Raw genomic sequence first — 17767 nt, 5'->3', positions numbered from 1 at the left:
CTAATTATTCTGCAGCTTATAGCTCAACATGATCTGGTTTTCTGCTTCAGCGATCATTATAGCGAGTTCTCCAGAATCCCTGAGTTGCCTGATTGTTTCATCGATAATAGCAACCAATTCCTGGTGATCTTGATGGATGTAATGGTAAAGGTTAAGCGTGGCCAAGGGAGCTCCTTGGGGAGAGACATCGTTTAAACCCAATTGTTGAATGGTCATCACGCCATCGAGGGTATTGGTCAATCCAACATCAACCAGCCCTTGTTCCAGCAGTCGCATTATTTCTACTGTATTGCTGACATCTGAAACTTGCTTTAATCCTTCACTGATGAGGTTGGTATGCTTGACGCCTCTTACTTTAGCAATCGAGTAATGTCTGAGATCATCTCGGCTTTGTATCAATATCCCCGTGCCGTCTCTGGTAAAGGCCATAGTTTGTAGCTGGTAGTAAGCGGTCGGCACTCGCAGCACGGTTGGATTCTCTTCGCCATAACTAAAAATCCTCATGATCTCACCGTCACGCAAACCTGAGGTTGCTTCAAATTCAGCGCGCTTGCCAGGCAACGACGTTATGGTGATTTCTATCCCCGCACGCTCATAAATCCGCGGAAGCAATAATTTGCCAATTTCTTGCTCTACCAAATGTTCAATAGCAACAAAATGGTAAGTTGCCGCTTCTGTATGCGCAACCAGGAAAAATGACAAAATGAAAAGTTTTGCACGCTGAGTAAGTGTGATTAAGGAGCTCAGAAACAAGCCCCGCGAGGCTTTTGCATTTGCCGGTGCATTTATTCGGGCAGTGAAGTATTGACTGCCCATTCGATTAAAGCACAATAATTGCTTCACTAGCTGACTCAAACACTTAGTCTTTTTTCGTTTTGGGCAGTAGGCGATAGCTATTAATAATCGCATCCACCTCTCCACTGTCCCACATTTTCTCTATTCTGGCATTTAGGCGCTCGATTTTCTCAGCAGCATAGGATTTATGTAGGGCCAGATGATTGCCTGTACCTTCGTAATCTATTTGAATCACAGGTTCAAGGGCCGTGAGTTCGTAGCCCAAATTACGTAGGTTGTAAGGCATGGTCAAATCTGATCCCAAGATCAAATCAGCGCGCTTCTGAAATAGCATACCGTAAGTTTCTTCAGCACCTGAAACTAAAATAAGGTTTTCAGGAACCTTAAGTCCCAGTTTTTTAAATGTTGGCACCATAACCCCGCGTCGGGTTAAAGCGATGCGGTAGAACTTCAAATCAGCAAATGAGTCAACACTGACATCGTCACGCGAACTCAGTTTAAAAAGATAAGGCGTAGAGGACACCAGTGGTCCAACCCATGCATACTTATGCTCCCGTTCCACATTACGCCCGGCGGCCAGTAACGCAGTATCAGGGGTACTTTGCACGATTTGTTGTGCTCTGGCCCAATTAATATTCTCTATCCTGAAAGCAAGGTTTTCTTCCTTGAGTGCCTTGCTGATAATTTCCGTATTTATACCAACAAATTTGTCGTTTTTAACGAAATTGTAGGGTGGAAAGTGATGAGTCAGCAATACCAATTCCTCAGCAAAGCTGACACTGCTAAAGAGACAAAAACTCAATCCGATGAGATGCACTTTTTTTCGGATACTAGCGTATAACATTATGATGATAGCCTCAGCTTTTGGGCTGGCTCTTATAGAAAATTAAACTCAGTTGATTTCAATTATACCTCATCTCTTTAAACGATAGTTCAAGCAATGGATTTTTCATATTAATTTTCGCCATTACGATCTTTGATTGAGATGAATAACGGTAAACCGTCTGGCGCACTGGTTAAATTCTCAAAAAACATTTAGGCTGGAGTAAAATATTTAACTTATGACGAAATGTTGTAAATTATTGGTCACCAATCGAATGGATCTACCCAAGGACCGAGTTACTTTCTCTTTGACGTTAAGTATCAATAAATTTAACTTTTTCAGCCCAGGTTAACGCGAATATAAGATGCGATCTGATGCCCTAAAAAAGCCAGGGAAGTCGCTTTCAAAAAGGATGTATGCCCCAAGAATCATTGGCTACCTAATGATGGCAGCGATGCTCATCGCGGTTTATTATCCGACGCTTTCCCCTTGGGTTACCTTCTTCATCTTTGCAAATTGTCTGCTTTGGCCCCACCTGGCGCGTCTACACGGGCGCTTATCACCGTCAAAAAATCACGCTGAATTTTTAAACCTGTATCTCGATGCCTTGTTTTACGGATTATGGTGTGCCGCCGTCGGATTTCAGGTTTGGGTTGTGTTTGCCTTATTAATAGTAACCACCTTAAATGGCCTGATGGTGGGAGGACTCAGATTCTATTTCAAATCCATTTTAAGTCTGGCTGTGGGTTGCCTTGCTGGCGGATTATTGTGGGGGTTCGAGGTGTCAAGTAGCACCTCGGTAATGGCGCAAATCATTGCTGCCCTTAGTGTGTATCTGTATTGCTTTAACGTGGGCTTTTTTAATAGCCGCTACGCCCGAAAACTAGAGCGCACCAAAAACAACATCGCACGCAACAATCTGGCCCTTGCTGAAGCGAAAGAAAAAGCCGAAGAAGCATCCAAAACGAAAAGTGAATTTCTCTCTAATATGAGCCATGAAATCAGAACCCCCATGAACGGCATATTGGGCGTACTCCAGATTTTGCAGCGGGAAGAGCAAACAGAGAAGGACAGCAAACTGATAGATAAAGCTATCTACTCAGCTAAATCCTTGCTCACCATCATTAATGACATTTTAGATTATTCAAAAATTGAAGCTCAACAACTAGACATTGAACATATTCCGTTTGCTCTGGAGAGCGTTACACAATCAGTGCTCTCAGACATGTTACCGGTGGCTTCGGAGAAACATATTAGCCTCACACTGAGTCAGGACGAGCAACTGCCTAAAACATGGCTTGGCGACCCGGTGCGGATCCGCCAAATATTAATGAACCTGGTCTCCAATGCAGTAAAGTTTACCGAACAAGGTGGTGTCTCCATTGCCCTTCGAAAAGCTCAGAGAGATGCGCAATCCGGCTTAATTTTTGAGGTGCAAGACACTGGAATAGGTATGTCTAAACAAGCGGTTAAAGCACTATTCGAACGGTTTTCTCAAGCTGATGCGTCTATCACCCGAAAGTTTGGTGGCACCGGGCTGGGAATGTCCATTACACAAAACCTGATCTCATTGATGCAAGGCGATATTCGTGTTGCCAGCACTGAAGGTAAAGGAACGCGCTTTATTGTGTTCTTACCCTTAACAAGGGTAGAAAATGAAACCGATATAAGCACGAAGAGCGTTGATGAGCAGCAACCGGATTTACAAGGTAAACAGATACTGATCGCTGAGGATAACGCCATCAATCAGGAAATTATCTGCTCCATGCTGGAATCGACAAACGCGACATTACGCTTTGCTGACAATGGCAGAATCGCGATTGATGAAGTTAATAGGCAACATCCTGATCTGATCCTGATGGATATTCAGATGCCTGTGTTGGATGGTAAACAAGCCTTTGCCATCATCCATAAAATAGCCCCTGAAATCCCCATTATCGCTCTCACCGCCAATGTCATGTCGCAAGATATCAAAGAGTATAAGCAATTGGGCTTTTCAGGCTATCTGGGCAAACCTTTTGAACTGCGAGATTTGTATCAAACATTGACCACTCACCTTGCCAACACTGGCGAATAAATTACTTAAATAACAACATTGGAGGCTGCCTACAGGTGTCCGGAAACTTTCGCGAATATTTTAATTATGCGAGATCAAACTGTTGCTCACCCTCCTAAATGACAACTCCACCTCAAAACATTTGTGCTTTTTTTCTTACCGGATATAACACTGCAAAACCAATTCATACACACCAAAAGGATTTACTTTGAAACAGATTAACCTCGCAATTCTGATGTTACTCATATCGATTGCTTCGTTATCCACTAAAGCAAATGAGTCAGCAGAAACACTTCCGGTACAGCAAGTGAGCGATAGCGTTTATAGCATCATTTCTCCCCACTACGGGCTGCCTTCAAAAGAAAACCAAGGCTGGAACTCCAACAGTCACTTTGTAGTCACGGGTGATGGCGTTCTGGTTATTGACTCAGGCTCTTCGGAGAAAATTGGTAAAAGAATCATCAACACCATCAAAACCGTTACCAAACAACCCATTCGCTGGCTAGTGAATAGCCATAGTCACGCTGACCATTGGTTGGGTAATGGCGCATTTGAAGGATCAAATGTGGAAATGATTGCAACTCAAGCCAGTACCAAGCAGATGCAAGCCGATGCCTCTTTTGTGGTAAAGGCCTTCAACCGCATGACTGAAGGGCAAACTGGTAACAGCGCCATTGTTATTCCTGACAAGCACATCCTCGAACAACAAACTCGCTCTTTGGGTAATCTATCAGTGGAGTTTATTTTTGCCGATGACGGTCATTCTCCCGGCGACCTCTTAATCTGGCTTCCTGAAGAGGAAGTGATTATCGGCGGCGATGTGTTAAGTTCTGAATGGCTGCCCATTATGACCCATCACGGTGATCTTGCAGGGTTAATTGCTACTCTGAATAATGTTCTGGAACTACAACCTGGCGTTGTGTTAACCGGCCATGGTGCCGCGACTGATACTGCAAGTATTACGCGAGACTCTCGTTTTTTAACCGCTGCACTGGCCCATATTAAACAGGGATTCGAGCTTCAAACGTCACTACCCGAGATAACCGCATCGTTTGAGCAAAGCTTTGGGCCTACGTATAGAGAACAATACAAAGATTTTGACAGGAATCTGGCGTACCTGGTGGAAACGATTTACAAATCTATGGATAACAAGTCCTGATGTCTAATACCAATTCCAATTAATATTTAAAATCGTTGAAACGCTGATTGGTGAGGTCTCTCTGGCTGCGCAGTTCTGACCGGAAATGTTGTCCGCCAGAGCCTAAAAAGCCCGCCGACATTCCCCTTTCTTTTTGTAATTCATGCACCAGATCCATGGAAACCCGCACATAATGAACCAACGTTTGCGACTGCACGGCTTTGGAGTAATCACTCCAATTCACCGTCAGCCCCACTAAGGTAGCGATAAGGATAATGATTGAAGGGATCAAAATGAGTTGATTTAAATAGCGGGATATAAACTTTGTCATACAAACCGTTTTGTTGATTGCAAACACCAATGCGCACTGTGGCAATGATTTGCCCAACAAGCAAAATGTAATGCAGAAGTTCAAACTAAAGTATGAGTTGATATCGCTCTATAAGGCTTTAAATAAAGGGCCTCAGTAGCGAAAGCGCTGATTCGCGGGCATTCTGCCTTGCTGTTTCTCTTCTTCAAGTCTGGCTTTAATTTTAGGCTTAACTCTTTCCACAACTGTGGCTTTTTGTTCGTTACTCATAAAGCGCCAGTTGTTGATTTCATCACGCTCGCGAAAGCATCCAATACATACATCGTCTTCATTAAAACGACAGACAGCCTGACAAGGATCAATCGGTCTGCTGATAGGCTTTTTCACCAAAGTCGTTACTCCTCAATTCTGAAGCACTAGCATATCAACTTTTTCACCATTCGACTTCCTTCACCACAGACACATTCAAAGTGGTACAATTTTTACTCGTTCATTTTAAGGAAGGATTTCTATTATGAAAGGTTTAAATTATTCAAATTCGAAATGGCGCTCAAGGATAGATTGGTGGTTTATGGCTGCGCTACTCTTTTTATTGCCTGCCATCTTGCTAATAGGTACATTTGTGAAAAATCAGGCGGCAAGCTTGCAGCCTGCCGACATTTTTACCTATTCAGCTATTTTGGTTCTGTCATTTTGCGCCTTGTGGTTTCTGATATGGCCCTGCGAATACACGCTACATCCAGACTACCTGGAAATTAAATGTGGCAAGTTGATACACCAAAAAGTCTATTACAAAGACATCAAGGACATCAAACGCAGCCTGAGTCCATTATCTTCTCCGGCACTCTCTTTTCGACGCATCAAAATAAGCTACGCCAAATCGTTCATTTTAATTTCACCTGAGCGAAGAGACTTGTTTATCAAGGAGTTGAGAAAGCGTTGTAATAATATCAGAAGGCCGGCGTGATACCGGCCTTGGTGCTGGAAAATTCGTTGCGGTTTAGCCTGTAGGCGTGCCGTTTTGGTTAGTAGCAGCGGTGCCACCGGTGTTCACCGGTTGTGGTTGTGTTCGGGCAGAAGTTTGACTTTTGATATTAGAGACCTCTTGTTTGAGGGATTCCAACTCGTCAATTCGCTCGATTAACGCTTCAATACGAAGCGCCACTGTTGCAACCTGATCTCCCATATCGCGGATCTGTTGTTCGGATGCTGCCCGTTGCTTCACTACGGCTTCTAACGAGCTATTAATTTCCTGCGCCTTTGCCAACTGTTGATTCACCTGCTCCTGAATAACGGCCATATTGGTATTGGAATCGCTAATGTCAGATTGCATCGCAGTTAATGTACTTTTTTGCGTCCTGAATTCGTTATTAGTTTGAGTTTGCAGCTCTTTAATTTCGGTCTGGTTACGACGCCAGGCTGAAGCCCAAAGCTTATCCATTTCCTGCCATAAGACATCGGTTTTATCTTTCAGCTCATTTACCTGCACACGCAAAGCAACCGCAGACTGATCCAACTCTTCACCGGTAGCAGAAATTTTGCGCTCCAGTTCATAAATTCGTTCTCCGGCATCGGTAAGTTGCCTAACAGTTTTTTGCTGTTCGGTATACAACCAATAACTGGTTCCATAGCCACCGAGTGCCACCAGCAGCACCAGAAGTATCAGTCCGCCCGATGATTTAGCAGGTGGAGCGGCTTCCGGCGTGGGCTCAGGTTTAGTTTTCTGGGCGGCGCGAGTGCGCTGAAATGAATCCCTGTCTTCTTTTTCCAGAACAATTCTGGGGACATTATCAAATTTATCTGTCGACATACCTTCTCTCGACAAGCCAAAACTGGCTGCTCTCTGACTGGAACATTGAAACATAACGTAGAGCACATAGCTCACGCTTAATTGTCACCATCTTAACGTTTATCACCAGCAGTTACCATGCTCAGTTATGCTCAATTGCGACAAATAGTGGCAACAATAAGGCGAGGTGTATCAAACTGTGATTTTGCGCTGTCTGTTTTAGGCGAATATGAAAAGCTATGATAAATTTTTGCCTGTTTTTTCCAACCAAGGAACAAGAGTGCTGGATCACCAAGCGATTATCGATGCCTATAGCAGAATTAAAGATACGGTTTACCAGACTCCCATCATGGAGTCCAGGTTACTAAATCAGTGGCTGGGTCATCGCATCTTATTTAAAGCTGAATGCCTGCAAAAAACGGGAGCCTTCAAATTTCGCGGAGCCAATAATGTGCTGGCAAAATTACAGCAAGACAACGCCTTACCTGAGCGCATCGTTGCTAATAGCTCCGGCAATCACGCACAAGCCATAGCCTATGCCGCGGCCACGTTTAATATACCCGCTACCATCTACACAGTAGAATCTGTTTCCAAAGTCAAAGCCGCTGCGACGGAATCCTACGGTGCCACTGTAGTAAAATTTGCTACGCGATTGGAGGCCGACGCTGCCGTGCAGGAAGCGGCAAAGCAACCCGGCACCATGTGGATCCCACCTTTCGATCACCCCGATATAATCGCGGGCCAAGGCACCGCATGTTACGAGGCATTACATCAGGTGAAAGACAAGGTTAACGCTGTTTTTGCCCCTTGTGGCGGTGGCGGCTTGCTCTCAGGTACCTTATTGGCGGCTAAAGGTTATAATGAAGACATTCAGGTGATTGGCGCTGAACCGCTCAATGCCAACGACGCGGCGCGCTCGCTGCGCTCGGGAAAAATCGAATCATTGGACGGCCCACCCAATACCCTTGCCGATGGTGCAGCCACGCCAGCAGTGGGACAGAATACTTTCCCGCTGTTACAGCAAACCGATGGATTTTATGAAGTAGAAGAACAACGAATTGCCTATTGGACACAATGGTTACAGCATCTACTAAAATTGCATGTTGAACCGACTAGCGCCATGACTATGGAAGCCGTAATCAATTGGTTAAGAGACAGCAAACCCAGTCAGCCGCAAAGCTGTCTGGTGATTTTGTCGGGTGGAAACATTGACCAGAAAAAGATGTCACAAATCTGGCAGGAAGACTATCTGAATGTGCCACCGTCGATGGCAAATTATGTAATGGATACTATCACTCGTCTTGCATGAGAAACTCAAAGCTAACACACAGCCCACCGTGGTCGCGATTATACAGTCGCAACTTGCCACCATGGGCTGCGACAATTTCATTGCATAATGCCAGACCAATGCCAGAGCCTTGTTCTTTGGTGGTATAAAATGGCAATAATGCCTGTTGTAACTCTTCAACGCTGAGACCCGGGCCACGATCAAACACCACAAATACTAAACGGCTCGCCTGCTGAGACAGCGTAAACCCAATGGCATTCTCCTCGGACCCGGACTCTCTGGCATTTTTAACCAGGTTAATCAGTACCTGCTCAATCTGCGCCGCATCAAAGCGAGCATGAGGAGTATGAACCGAGAGCTCGCAGTTAACATCAAGTAATGTTTTCAAATGCTCAAAAAAGCGCTGAAGGTCCACTTTGTCCATTTGCGGTGGGGGCATTTTGGCAAATTCCGCATACTGCTTGATAAAGCCGCTTAAATGTTGACTGCGTCGGTCGATGGTTTCCAACACATCATTGAGTAAGTGAAGATGCTCAGGCTCTGCTACAATACGGCGGGCTGAACGAGTTAATGAAGAAATCGGCGCCAGCGAGTTATTCAACTCGTGACTAATCATCCGGATCACCGTTTTCCACAACTCAATTTCTTTGCGCCCCATCTCCTGACTGAGATTTTTAAAAAGGTATAGGGTATGGCTTTGACCATTGAGGCTAAACTTTTGAAAGTTAACGTTAAACACCAACGTTTGGTCGTCATCCATGTAGGTTACCAGTCCATCTTGCTGGCGCTGCACAGCCTGCTGCAATGCACCGGGCAATTGGGCCACCAGCTCGTTGATGGCAAAACCCTCTGGTGATTTCTGGATTTTCAACAACTGTTTAGCGGCGTGATTACTGTACACCACCCGATGGCGACCATCTGCCAATAACATTGCCACCGGGGTTGACTGGATAACACTATCCAATAACAACTCACGCTGGAAAATATTCATGCGTTCTGAGCGCAGTATTGCCGCCATTTGATTGTAAAGACTGGCAATATTCTCAATATCTCGATAGCCATTTTTATGGATAGTGAGGCTAAAATCCTCTTCTTGAAACGCGCTCACACCATCATTCACCGAGCGCAGCATGTCAGTGAGTGGGCGCATCGCGTGCCTGAGTAGCAAGGCAAACAACCCCAAGGCGAGCAATGTTGCACTCAACATCCAGAGCCCCGGATGCTCAAATGCCTGGCTGATATAGGATAAACTGGCACCAAACAATACAATCAATACTGCGATTTGTAGGTAAAGATGCCAGTAGAAAGACTTTTTCATTGGGTTTTCCCTGAATCTCACCCGCTACAGATCAATTTCAAACTTTTTCATGCGTCGATACAGGGCTGAACGTCCCAAACCAAGTAAACGCGCCGCATCGGCGATAACCCCACCCGACTCGGCTATCGCGCGGCGGATATCTTCGGCTGTTAAGTCTTCATCTTTTGATAAAGCTCGCTCCGCCTGTTTTTCAAGCTCCAGCCCCAGATCTGACAATTGGATCTGATTGCCCTGACACAACAAAGAGGCCCGTTGCATCACATTCTTTAATTCTCTAACGTTGCCGGGCCATGCATAATGCTTTAATGCAGCAGCCGCTTCGCTACTAAGATTGGCCTTATCTGCCAGAAAGAACTCGGCCAGTGGTAGAATATCTGCTTTTCGTTGTTGCAACGGCGGCAAATTTAATTCAATCACATTCAGTCGATAATACAAATCTTCCCTGAAGGTGCCCTGTGCTATAGCCGCGGGCAGATCAGTATTGGTGGCGCTAATAATGCGCACCTTGACCTTGATGTCTTCGTTGCCACCAATGCGCTGAAATTCACCGGTTTCCAATACCCTCAGCAACTTAATCTGACCATCCATAGAAAGATTGCCTATTTCATCCAAAAACAGCGTGCCGCCGTGGGCCAGTTCAAAACGTCCTTTGCGGCGTTCGGTGATACCGGTGTAAGCGCCTGCTTCCGCACCAAACAACTCAGCCGCCATGAGCTCCGGCGTTAATGCGCCGACATTAACTTTCACAAAAGGGCCGTCTTTGGAAGGCGAATTGGCCTGTAATATCTCAGCGATTTTTTCCTTACCCGCGCCATTAGGGCCAGTTATCAAGACAGCGATATCTGAGTTTGCCACTTGGGTAGTCATCCTGAGCAATTGAGCCATTGCCTCACTTTGATAACGGATGCCACACAAATCAAATTGCTGACTTAACGCATCTCGTTGACGAATCCGCTCAACCGCCACTTGCTTTTGCTCCTGCTGTAGCTGCGAAAGCTCCAACAGGTTGTTAATGGTGGTGAGTAATTTGTCATCATCCCAGGGCTTGCTTAAATAATCACTGGCGCCGGATTTCACCAGTTGCACTGCGGTTTCCAGGCTTGTCCAGGCAGTGATGAGAATAATGGGTATATCCGCAAAACGGTCTCGTATCTGTTGAAACAGTGCAATACCCTCTTCGCCAGAGGTATAATTTTTAGTGAAATTCATATCCTGAATCACCAGATCGAAATGGCTGTCTTGTAGCGCTTTCAACCCGTCTTCAGGTGTTGCCGCATGTTGTGTCTCAATGTGATTGAGATGCAGCAATACACTAATAGCCTTAGCGACATCCGCATTGTCATCTATGACTAATACTCTGGCTTGCATTGGAACTCCTGTTTCATTCTTCTATTTCGATTTATACACTGTAGAGCCAAACCGCGTGGCTTGGCTGCACTGCACAGTTTGGCTGCACTGCACAGTTTGGCGGCACAGCACAATTCTGCGACAACCAACGAACTTGCGGTTATCCATCAAGCACCGCGAGTTACGATGGCCGGGGGTACTTTAACGGCTCTACGACCAGGTATCCACACCGCAATGATATTAATCAGCCACAATAGCAAGGCGATCCCAAGCAGCAACACAAAATCTAAGATGTTTTGTTGTTCAATCATGGATAGCTCAAAACTAAACACCAGGGTTACCACCGTTCCCAACAACAAACCAAACAAGGTAATAACGCTATTTTCCGTTAAAAAATACGCCATGATGTCGCTTTTTCTGGCTCCCAGCGCACGACGCGTACCTATTTGCTTGCGTCGTTGATTCACCTGAAACGAAGTAAATCCGGCAATCCCAAATGACGTAATGAGTACCAGCACCAAGCTGATCACAAGGAAGGTGAGTGCGCGACTACCGCGCCCGTCATACATACGCTTTTGAATTCGAGAAAGCACCTCATACTTGGCCAAATACCGCCCTTGATCCTGATAAAAAGTCGTAGCGATATCCTCCAATTGTTGCGCTGCCGTGCCGGGCTCCATGCGAATAAGGTAATGGGGCTCAGCACCGTACTGCCATACCGAGCGAGGAAGAATCATAGTTTGATAGGACTTTCCATAGTAATTCAATGTTTCGCCGTTCATAAAATCACTGTAGATACCTACGATTTTAACCGCATCCGCGCCTTTATTGAGCCATACGGTTTTATCCAGCGCACTACCTTCGGGGAACAGTGCGTTTGCCATTGATTGACTCACCATCACTTCACTGGCAGGCATATCCGCGTCCGTGATGACATCAGAAAAAGTAAAGGAACGGCCCTCCAATACATTCAAATTCAGTACCGTCATCAGGTGCTCATCCGCACTGAAGATATTGCTCTGATAAGACTGTGCTTCCTCTTCAGTTGAAAGGTATACCTCGCGCACATCTTCGGCGGCAAAGGGAATTTGATCCGATGGCGTTACGGCAACCACGCCAGGTGCCCTCCTCAGCCGCTCCAGGTCTTCCACAACCGCCGCGGATACATTGACATTTTCATCATAAAACCTGGGGGTAACACGAATAATGTCATCATGGGGAATACCCGAAGGCAGGTTCCACTCTTTCATGGTTGCTGCCGCAAGAAACACCGAAACACTGAGAACCGCCATGGTAAAAGCAATCTGCAATACCATGATGGATGCCATAAATTTGTTTTGTTTTAAACTCAAGAGAATGGCTTTAATTTCCATTTTACTCTCTCCTATTCTGCTTTTAATTGGGTGGCCGGGGAGATGTTACATACCCGCCATATTGGATACATACTCACCACTAGTGCACACAAAATGCTGGTAAGAAAGGCTTCACCAATCAGCAGCCAATTAAGCTGATACTGATGAGCAATGCTTTCTGCTGTGACGGTGTAGTCAACGGCATAAAGTCGTATATTAAGCATGCCCCATAGGCCAACCTTAGAAATCAGGATACCCAGTGCGCCGCCCATGGCGCCTAGCAATATCACTTCAAGGACATATTGATAAATGATGGTGGCTTTTCTTGCGCCCAGCGCGCGGCGTAAACTCACTTCTCGACTGCGACGAATAAATTTGGCCAATAAGATGCTTACGGCATTGAGCAAACACACGGCAAAAAACAGCACGGAGATCATCTTGAAGGTGTTGATATAACCGTTGCGACTGCCGTAATAAGCCACTTGCTCCTGCAGATCCGTCACGTAATATTGTGACTCTCGAGGAAAGCGCCCCAGCTCTTTTTGCGCTGCAATATAATTGCCCACTTGAGCGCGGTAAGCGCTAATCTGATCATCAGGCACTTGTGTCCAAAAACTAATCCAACTGCACTCGGAGCTCAGCAGTTGCTCGAGGTTTTCATTGCGGAATTGGCGACTCTGCTCTGCTTCCGTTGCCCAACACTCAAATCTGGCGTTGCGCGGCAGGTCATTGTTCAGCGCAAAGCTAAACGGTACAAAAAACTCGTGTAAATAACCCGGCGCAAAACTGCGGTCATAAAAGCGCCGAGTAATAGTCCAATCCGCCATCACGCCCACGACTTTCAGGTTTAGCGTGTTCACACGCAGCACTTTGCCGACACTGTTTTCGCCACCAAACAAGCGATCGTTCATGGCGCGACTGATCACGATAACTCCCGCCCCATTGTCGTCTTCTGTTTGACTCCAACCACTGCCGTACAAAAACGGGGTTTCAAACATGGTGAAGAATTGTTTGTCTGTCGCCAGAATTTCGGAGCGAATAGCGGGCACGCTGTTGTCCAACACATTGATCACACCATTGCTATTCCAGTTGATAGAACTATCCACACCGGGCACATCCCATTGCCTCAAGTTCATGGCGTCTTTATAGGTGGTGTTCACCATGCGCGTTTGTTCTGTGATGGGTTCTGCCGATTGCTCTCGGTTGTCCATTTGCACCAAAAATACATTTTCACTTTTGTGAGCAATAGGCACACTACTGTTGTAATACGCCATAGTTTGCACTGTCGTATAGAGACCCAACCCAATGGCCATGGTGAGCACGACCAAAAATGTCAGTCCCGGACGCTGCTGCAAACTCGCCAAGGCCAGCGAGAAATTATATCTAAACATAAGACTCTCCTAGGCGCTCTTTACAATTTCGTCGGTGACGCTGTATTCAATATCGCTAACCTGACCGTCAAAAATCTGGATGTTGCGGTGGGCACGTCTGGCTAACTTGTCGTCATGGGTCACCATGATAATGGTGGTGCCACTTTGATTAATCTTCTCCAGCAGTTCCATCACTTGCTGGGCCATCAATGAATCCAGATTACCTGTAGGCTCATCGGCAAGTAAGAACTTGGGCTCGCCGGCAATGGCTCGAGCAATGGCCACACGTTGCTGTTGTCCACCAGAAAGTTGCGTGGGTAAGTGCTTTGCGCGGGAGGCAAGTCCCACCGTTTCCAATGCTTGCTCTACGCGCTGTTTGCGATCAGTCTGGGATAAGCCGCGATAACGCAAGGGAATTTCAATGTTTTGATACAGGGGTAAGTCTGCCAATAGATTAAAGCTCTGAAAGATAAAACCAATCTTTTCGTTGCGCAGGTCTGACAGCTGGTTATCGGTCATGCCCCGTACATTTTGTCCATCAAGGTAATAGTCACCCTCTTCAAAGGTTTCCAATAAACCTGCAATGTTCAAAAACGTAGTTTTTCCCGATCCCGATGGCCCGGTGATCGCCACAAACTCGCCCGCCTTAATGTGCAAATCGACTTTGCGCAGTGCATGGGTTTCGATAAGTTCAGTGCGATAAATTTTGCTGACATTTTCCATTTTTAACATGTTGATTCCTCGTAATAATATGTGTCTTCTAATTAGCCAACTAATTAATCAAATAAAGCTGACTTTGTTCTCTGAATTGACTGGTGTTGGAGATGATAATGGTATCCCCTTCCTGTAAACCGCTGAGCACTTCAACTTCGGTAATACTGCGGGCGCCAAATTGCACCGGCTGGCGATGAGCATTCTTGTCCTGGACACGGTAGGCAAAACGGCCACCACTGGATTCCAGGAATTCACCGCGTTTGATTTTGAGCACGTCTTGTTTGGATTCAATCAGAATGCGGGCGTTCACCCGTTGATTCTGGCGAAGTTTCTGGGCTGATTGTTCGTTGAATCGAATGCGCCCTTCCACCTGGCCATTACTCACTTCAGGCGAGATGGCAACCAACTGTCCGGCTAGCTCAGTACCGTTTACATTGATCATGGCAGCCAGGCCCACCCCCATGTCATCCGCGAAGTTTTCCGGGATCGCGGCTTCAATTTCCAGGACACTTAAATCCACTACGGTGATCAACGCGCTATTGGCGGCGACATTGTCTTTTTCTCGCACATAAACACTGCCGATGACGCCACTGGTAGGTGCCGTAAGGGTCAGCTGTGCGATTTGTCGATTCAGTTCATCTACTACATGCTGCTGTCGCGCCAATTGTGATTGCATGCCCTGCAGTTCCAGCGCCATATTTTCTTCCTGAATAGCGTAGTTTTCAGTGGCGTGTTTGTGCACTAAAGACGCTCGCTTATATTCCGCGACTTTCTCTTCAAACTCCCGTTGGCTTATCAGTGAGTCAGCGACACTTATTTCAGCTCGCTGTTTTTCAACACGCGCCGATTCCAGCTCCACATCGGCCACTTCAATAGCTTGGCGATTATTCAGTCGCGCGCTTTTAGTTTGAATGTTTTGACGCCCTACTTCTAACTTCAGCTGTTCCAGCGTCGCCAACTCTTGGGCGAGCTGGTTTTTTAACTCCGGGCTGTCCACCACAGCCAATACCTGGTTTTCTTCAACGGTATCGCCGGCTTTAATGTGCAATGTAACAATGCCGCCTGAATTGGCGTAGAGTGTTGGGCTATTCGCCGCCACGACTCTTCCCTGCACGGCGATATCTCGCAATAGATCGCCCCGAATCACTTGTGCAAACCGCAGTCGTTCGGCATCAATGGACATATCTGAGGCAAACAACTGATTAAACTTCACCATACTGGCGATAAGTGCCACGACAAGCCCTATCACCAGGAAGCTGATAAGCACAACCTTGCGCTTGCCAGAAACGTTTCTGACTATGACCCTATCTTGGCCGGAGGTATCTCTTAACATTGCAGGAATCCTTGTTTTGCTTTGAGCTCAATAACAAGCTCACGTATTGCTTCTTCTCTACACAGCAAAAACAAGGCCAAAACATAACATATTGTTTTTAAAGAATTTAATCACTTTAACAAGGTGTTCGAACACATTATGTGTTCGCTTATTCGTTTGCCCGAACAGCTAAATATAACGGTAGTAATTGATGAAAGAGGCAGCTTACCCGGCTGGCAGCAGGAGCGATTCAGTTGTCATGTACAAGCATGTGCTAAAGCCTTCGGGGATCTGTTGTGGATAAGGAGCAAAGTTGAAGCCAATATTTTGATAAGTGCGGATGGCGGGGGCATTGTCAGGCCAAACAAAAAGCGAATAACCGTTGCCAGTTTGAACATTCCTCGCCTTATCCGCCAACATAGCAATTAAATGGTACGAGAGGCGTTTACCTCGGTGCTGAGGTGCCACCGCCAGACGTCCGAAATGATGTCGGCCCAATCGCACATAAAACTGACCAAATGCCAACACTTCATCCCTCACGACTAACACATGGCTGGCCAAAATTGATAGTTTAATTTGTTGCGCGAATTCATCGGAGCTAAGACCAAACTTCAATCCTGGTCCTCCCCAGATGATTAACTCTTGCTCATTGGCAAACCAACTTTGCAACTGTTGAACATGAGAAAAGTTGGCTTGTTGAGATTGATAGCTTTGCATTAGTTTATGCCTTAAACTGGCCAAAAAAAGCAACCAGAGATTGTTACGTGAATCGACATCATAATATTAACTATATAGAAATTCCCACCCAAAACATTGCTGCCAGCAAAACTTTTTTCAGAGATGTTTTTGGCTGGGAGTTCATCGATTACGGCGAGGGATATTCGAGTTTCACCGCTCAAGGTATTGATGGTGGATTTTTCGCTTCCGAACACAAAGTTGCAACCGCTGCAGGGAGCCCTTTGTTGGTGCTGTATAGCGAAGATCTGGAAAACACCCAAGCCATTGTCGAACAAGTTGGCGGCACAATAATCAAAGCCATATTCTCATTTCCTGGTGGTCGACGTTTTCACTTCACCGACACCGCAGGCAATGAATACGCCGTTTGGTCTGAATAACGAAAAGAAAAAAGGACACTTGCGTGTCCTTTCGAATAAAGCGTTTAGCTCACTGCCCGTTATAAAGAGTCTTAATCCAACGCTCAGTGGTAATAAAATCCCAAGACCAACTGGCCCATTCACTCCCCAAACCTTTAGCAACGGCGTCTTCAATACTCATGCCGGCGTCTTTGCGTGCTTTAATCTCTTTTGCCGTGATTTTGATCATGTTAAGTGAGTTTTTCAAATCCTGACGACTGGCTAAAGGACCGTGTCCGGGAATAATTTGGGTGGCATCATTTGAGGCATCAATCATTGCCTGCAAAGTATTCATATATCCTTCGATAGTACCGCCACCATCCAAATCGATATAGGGGAACCAGTCTTTAAACAGCATGTCGCCAGCGTGGATGATATTTTGCTTTTCAAACCAGACAAAACTATCGCCGTCGGTATGGCTGGCAGGCGTATGAATGACGTGGATCACATCGCCGTTGAGATGAAATTTCACGCCTTGCTCGTAGGTCACCACCGGCAAAGCGCTACCTGAGACTTTGTTGTCGCCGATAAGACGCACGCGCACATTGTCGTGAGCAAAAATGGTGACATCTTCGTTGTCTTTGAACCAGGCGTTACTGCCTGTATGGTCACCGTGATAATGGGTATTGATCAGGTAACGAATCTCGCTATCAGAAATCGCCTTAATGGCATCGCGAATTTTCGGTCCCAGCTCTTCAAACTGATCGTCAATCACCAACACGCCATCGTCTCCCGCTGAAACACCGATATTCCCGCCAGCGCCGGTGAGCATGTGTACTGAGTCAGAGAGTTTTGACGCTTTAATTTCGACATTCTCAAAGCGATCGTGGGCTGTCGCTTGCCCGACAATGAGTCCAGCCAGCATAGCAATAAGCGTTTTTTTCATATTCTGTTCCTGAGTTTTGAAGCGCGAAGGCACTCGTTAAGCAATTTATAAGGTCAATTGTTTACCATATTCTGTATAGTGGCAATCCTGAAATTTTGATCAACCAGAAAGAGGCTCGGTAATAGTGAATTTTTCC

General features: G+C 46.0%; 18 protein-coding genes. 5 read left to right on the top strand and 13 right to left on the bottom strand.

Features of this window, described 5'->3' with window-relative positions; genetic code table 11:
- Together ACXAGP_RS15490 and ACXAGP_RS15485 are read right to left on the bottom strand one after the other, a co-directional pair.
- Positions 1-909 carry a type 2 periplasmic-binding domain-containing protein gene (locus ACXAGP_RS15490; protein ID WP_475262468.1) on the bottom strand — a complete coding sequence of 303 codons (909 nt, stop codon included), beginning with the start codon at positions 907-909 and terminating at the stop codon, positions 1-3.
- Positions 860-1639, bottom strand: a complete 780-nt coding sequence (locus ACXAGP_RS15485) for a substrate-binding periplasmic protein (protein ID WP_475262467.1) — start codon at positions 1637-1639, stop codon at positions 860-862. Before ACXAGP_RS15485 ends, ACXAGP_RS15490 begins: the two co-directional genes overlap by 50 nt.
- A 343-nt stretch (positions 1640-1982) precedes the next feature.
- On the opposite strand from ACXAGP_RS15485, the gene ACXAGP_RS15480 reads away from it, so the two are divergent.
- Both ACXAGP_RS15480 and ACXAGP_RS15475 read left to right on the top strand, forming a co-directional pair.
- A complete protein-coding gene (locus ACXAGP_RS15480) occupies positions 1983-3695 on the top strand; it encodes an ATP-binding protein (protein WP_475262466.1) in 1713 nt (570 codons plus the stop codon).
- 187 nt (positions 3696-3882) lie between these two features.
- Entirely contained in the window at positions 3883-4833 is a 951-nt protein-coding gene (locus ACXAGP_RS15475) for an MBL fold metallo-hydrolase (protein WP_475262465.1), read from the top strand.
- A 19-nt stretch (positions 4834-4852) separates the two neighbouring features.
- Here ACXAGP_RS15475 and ACXAGP_RS15470 read toward each other — a convergent pair whose 3' ends face one another.
- Positions 4853-5143 (bottom strand): nitrate- and nitrite sensing domain-containing protein, encoded by a 291-nt coding sequence (locus tag ACXAGP_RS15470; protein WP_475262464.1) that lies wholly within the window; start codon positions 5141-5143, stop codon positions 4853-4855.
- Positions 5144-5275: 132 nt separating this feature from the next.
- Positions 5276-5509: a DUF1289 domain-containing protein gene (locus tag ACXAGP_RS15465; RefSeq protein WP_475262463.1), complete on the bottom strand. Its 234-nt coding sequence runs from the start codon at positions 5507-5509 to the stop codon at positions 5276-5278.
- Positions 5510-5636: 127 nt separating this feature from the next.
- On the opposite strand from ACXAGP_RS15465, the gene ACXAGP_RS15460 reads away from it, so the two are divergent.
- On the top strand, positions 5637-6089 hold the full coding sequence (locus ACXAGP_RS15460) for a PH domain-containing protein (protein ID WP_475262462.1): 453 nt from the start codon (positions 5637-5639) through the stop codon (positions 6087-6089).
- A gap of 33 nt (positions 6090-6122) precedes the next feature.
- Here ACXAGP_RS15460 and ACXAGP_RS15455 read toward each other — a convergent pair whose 3' ends face one another.
- Positions 6123-6932 carry a hypothetical protein gene (locus ACXAGP_RS15455; RefSeq protein ID WP_475262461.1) on the bottom strand — a complete coding sequence of 270 codons (810 nt, stop codon included), beginning with the start codon at positions 6930-6932 and terminating at the stop codon, positions 6123-6125.
- Between the two features lie 259 nt (positions 6933-7191).
- Between ACXAGP_RS15455 and ACXAGP_RS15450 the strand changes: the two genes are divergently transcribed.
- Positions 7192-8220, top strand: a complete 1029-nt coding sequence (locus tag ACXAGP_RS15450; protein ID WP_475262460.1) for a serine/threonine dehydratase — start codon at positions 7192-7194, stop codon at positions 8218-8220.
- Here the strand turns inward: ACXAGP_RS15450 and ACXAGP_RS15445 are convergent.
- The 7 genes from ACXAGP_RS15445 to ACXAGP_RS15415 form a co-directional block, all read right to left on the bottom strand.
- Positions 8204-9517, bottom strand: coding sequence for a sensor histidine kinase (locus ACXAGP_RS15445; RefSeq protein ID WP_475262459.1), 1314 nt, complete (start codon positions 9515-9517; stop codon positions 8204-8206). The two genes, ACXAGP_RS15450 and ACXAGP_RS15445, sit on opposite strands and share 17 nt — an antisense overlap.
- A gap of 24 nt (positions 9518-9541) precedes the next feature.
- On the bottom strand, positions 9542-10885 hold the full coding sequence (locus tag ACXAGP_RS15440; protein ID WP_475262458.1) for a sigma-54-dependent transcriptional regulator: 1344 nt from the start codon (positions 10883-10885) through the stop codon (positions 9542-9544).
- A gap of 146 nt (positions 10886-11031) precedes the next feature.
- Complete coding sequence (locus ACXAGP_RS15435; RefSeq protein ID WP_475262457.1) at positions 11032-12237, bottom strand: ABC transporter permease; 1206 nt, start codon at positions 12235-12237, stop codon at positions 11032-11034.
- Positions 12238-12248: 11 nt separating this feature from the next.
- Positions 12249-13607 carry an ABC transporter permease gene (locus ACXAGP_RS15430; protein WP_475262456.1) on the bottom strand — a complete coding sequence of 453 codons (1359 nt, stop codon included), beginning with the start codon at positions 13605-13607 and terminating at the stop codon, positions 12249-12251.
- A gap of 9 nt (positions 13608-13616) precedes the next feature.
- Positions 13617-14318, bottom strand: coding sequence for an ABC transporter ATP-binding protein (locus ACXAGP_RS15425; RefSeq protein WP_475262455.1), 702 nt, complete (start codon positions 14316-14318; stop codon positions 13617-13619).
- 40 nt (positions 14319-14358) lie between these two features.
- A complete protein-coding gene (locus tag ACXAGP_RS15420) occupies positions 14359-15633 on the bottom strand; it encodes an efflux RND transporter periplasmic adaptor subunit (RefSeq protein WP_475262454.1) in 1275 nt (424 codons plus the stop codon).
- A gap of 204 nt (positions 15634-15837) precedes the next feature.
- Entirely contained in the window at positions 15838-16329 is a 492-nt protein-coding gene (locus ACXAGP_RS15415) for a GNAT family N-acetyltransferase (RefSeq protein WP_475262453.1), read from the bottom strand.
- 47 nt (positions 16330-16376) lie between these two features.
- Between ACXAGP_RS15415 and ACXAGP_RS15410 the strand changes: the two genes are divergently transcribed.
- Positions 16377-16727, top strand: coding sequence for a VOC family protein (locus ACXAGP_RS15410; protein ID WP_475262452.1), 351 nt, complete (start codon positions 16377-16379; stop codon positions 16725-16727).
- A 49-nt stretch (positions 16728-16776) separates the two neighbouring features.
- Here ACXAGP_RS15410 and ACXAGP_RS15405 read toward each other — a convergent pair whose 3' ends face one another.
- The gene (locus ACXAGP_RS15405) at positions 16777-17631 is read right to left on the bottom strand and encodes an MBL fold metallo-hydrolase (RefSeq protein WP_475262451.1); all 855 of its coding nucleotides are present in this window, start codon (positions 17629-17631) and stop codon (positions 16777-16779) included.
- Between the last annotated feature and the right edge of the window lie 136 nt (positions 17632-17767).

It is taken from the genome of Planctobacterium sp. AWM4_229 (assembly GCF_056160305.1).
The sequence above is the reverse complement of the archived record's forward strand: the minus strand, read 5'-3'. Positions and strand labels throughout refer to the sequence as shown.

Excerpts from the sequence above, each read along its gene's own strand:
- ACXAGP_RS15425 (WP_475262455.1), bottom strand. The coding sequence starts at position 14,318 with ATGTTAAAAATGGAAAATGTCAGCAAAATTTATCGCACTGAACTTATC.
- ACXAGP_RS15420 (WP_475262454.1), bottom strand. The coding sequence starts at position 15,633 with ATGTTAAGAGATACCTCCGGCCAAGATAGGGTCATAGTCAGAAACGTT.
- ACXAGP_RS15405 (WP_475262451.1), bottom strand. The coding sequence starts at position 17,631 with ATGAAAAAAACGCTTATTGCTATGCTGGCTGGACTCATTGTCGGGCAA.
- ACXAGP_RS15435 (WP_475262457.1), bottom strand. The coding sequence starts at position 12,237 with ATGGAAATTAAAGCCATTCTCTTGAGTTTAAAACAAAACAAATTTATG.
- ACXAGP_RS15455 (WP_475262461.1), bottom strand. The coding sequence starts at position 6,932 with ATGTCGACAGATAAATTTGATAATGTCCCCAGAATTGTTCTGGAAAAA.
- ACXAGP_RS15430 (WP_475262456.1), bottom strand. The coding sequence starts at position 13,607 with ATGTTTAGATATAATTTCTCGCTGGCCTTGGCGAGTTTGCAGCAGCGT.
- ACXAGP_RS15470 (WP_475262464.1), bottom strand. The coding sequence starts at position 5,143 with ATGACAAAGTTTATATCCCGCTATTTAAATCAACTCATTTTGATCCCT.
- ACXAGP_RS15490 (WP_475262468.1), bottom strand. The coding sequence starts at position 909 with ATGCGATTATTAATAGCTATCGCCTACTGCCCAAAACGAAAAAAGACT.
- ACXAGP_RS15415 (WP_475262453.1), bottom strand. The coding sequence starts at position 16,329 with ATGCAAAGCTATCAATCTCAACAAGCCAACTTTTCTCATGTTCAACAG.
- ACXAGP_RS15480 (WP_475262466.1), top strand. The coding sequence starts at position 1,983 with ATGCGATCTGATGCCCTAAAAAAGCCAGGGAAGTCGCTTTCAAAAAGG.
- ACXAGP_RS15440 (WP_475262458.1), bottom strand. The coding sequence starts at position 10,885 with ATGCAAGCCAGAGTATTAGTCATAGATGACAATGCGGATGTCGCTAAG.
- ACXAGP_RS15460 (WP_475262462.1), top strand. The coding sequence starts at position 5,637 with ATGAAAGGTTTAAATTATTCAAATTCGAAATGGCGCTCAAGGATAGAT.
- ACXAGP_RS15485 (WP_475262467.1), bottom strand. The coding sequence starts at position 1,639 with ATGTTATACGCTAGTATCCGAAAAAAAGTGCATCTCATCGGATTGAGT.
- ACXAGP_RS15445 (WP_475262459.1), bottom strand. The coding sequence starts at position 9,517 with ATGAAAAAGTCTTTCTACTGGCATCTTTACCTACAAATCGCAGTATTG.